Raw genomic sequence first — 1,236 nt, forward strand, 5'->3', positions numbered from 1 at the left:
CCGGCGCCGGCGACCAGCCGGCCCCGGCACTCGCTCTCGCCGCCCACCGGCCCCCTGCCGCCCGTACCCGCCGGCATCGACCGGCGCCGCCCCGAGCTGTCCGACTCCGCCTTGGTGTCGCGCTCGTGGGCGATGGCGTTCGCCACCCTGATCAGCCGGCTCACCGGCTTCGCCCGCATCGTGCTGCTCGCCGCCATGCTGGGCGCCGCGCTGTCCAGCTCGTTCTCGGTGGCCAACCAGCTGCCCAACCTGGTGGCCGCGCTGGTGCTGGAGGCCACCTTCACGGCGATCTTCGTGCCCGTCCTGGCCCGCGCCGAGCAGGGCGATCCCGACGGCGGCGCGGCGTTCGTGCGGCGCCTGGTGACGCTGACGACCGCCCTGCTGATAGTCGCCACCGCCCTGTCGGTGCTGGCCGCGCCGCTGCTGGTGCGGCTGATGCTGGGCCGCGTCCCACAGGTCAACGAGCCGCTGACCGTCGCCTTCGCCTACCTACTGCTGCCGCAGGTGCTCGCCTACGGCCTCACGTCGGTGTTCATGGCAATCCTGAACACCCGCAACGTGTTTGGGCCGACGGCCTGGGCGCCGGTCGTCAACAACGTTGTCGCGCTCGGCACCCTGGCGGTGTACGCGTTGGTACCGGGCGAGCTGTCCGTGGACCCGGTGCGGATGGGCAACACCAAGCTGCTCGTGCTGGCCCTGGGCACCACCCTCGGCGTCTTCGCCCAGACCGCGGTGCTGCTAATTGCGCTGCGCCGCCAGCACGTCAGCCTGCGCCCGCTGTGGGGCATCGACCAGCGCCTCAAACGGTTCGGCACCATGGCCGCCGCGATGGTGCTCTACGTCCTGATCAGCCAGCTCGGCCTGGTCGTCAGCGTCACCAGGCGCCGCACGAACGCCGCGCCGCCGTCGGGATCGCCCTGCTCGGCGCGGGCCAGGACGGGCACGAAGATCGCCGTGAAGGTGGCCTCCAGCACCAGCGCGGCCACCAGGTTGGGCAGCTGGTTGGCCACCGAGAACGAGCTGGACAGCGCGGCGCCCAGCATGGCGGCGAGCAGCACGATGCGGGCGAAGCCGGTGAGCCGGCTGATCAGGGTGGCGAACGCCATCGCCCACGAGCGCGACACCAAGGCGGAGTCGGACAGCTCGGGGCGGCGCCGGTCGATGCCGGCGGGTACGGGCGGCAGGGGGCCGCTGGGGGGCGAGGGAGCGCCGGGGCCGGCTGGTCGCCGGTGGATG

General features: G+C 73.1%; 1 protein-coding gene and 1 pseudogene. One reads left to right on the forward strand and one right to left on the reverse strand.

Annotated elements, in window-relative coordinates; translation table 11 throughout:
* Nucleotides 1-54 precede the first annotated feature (54 nt).
* Nucleotides 55-900, forward strand: a pseudogene (locus A5714_RS13315) (lipid II flippase MurJ); the annotation flags it as partial.
* Here A5714_RS13315 and A5714_RS25380 read toward each other — a convergent pair.
* Nucleotides 837-1,106: a lipid II flippase MurJ gene (locus A5714_RS25380; RefSeq protein ID WP_369829441.1), complete on the reverse strand. Its 270-nt coding sequence runs from the start codon at nt 1,104-1,106 to the stop codon at nt 837-839. The pseudogene A5714_RS13315 and the gene A5714_RS25380 sit on opposite strands and share 64 nt — an antisense overlap.
* Between the last annotated feature and the right edge of the window lie 130 nt (nt 1,107-1,236).

It is taken from the genome of Mycobacterium sp. E2462 (assembly GCF_001672685.1).
In the GTDB taxonomy this organism is placed as follows: Bacteria; Actinomycetota; Actinomycetes; order Mycobacteriales; family Mycobacteriaceae; genus Mycobacterium.

Coding starts and splice junctions, on each gene's coding strand:
- A5714_RS25380 (WP_369829441.1), bottom strand. CDS start 1,106: ATGGCGTTCGCCACCCTGATCAGCCGGCTCACCGGCTTCGCCCGCATC.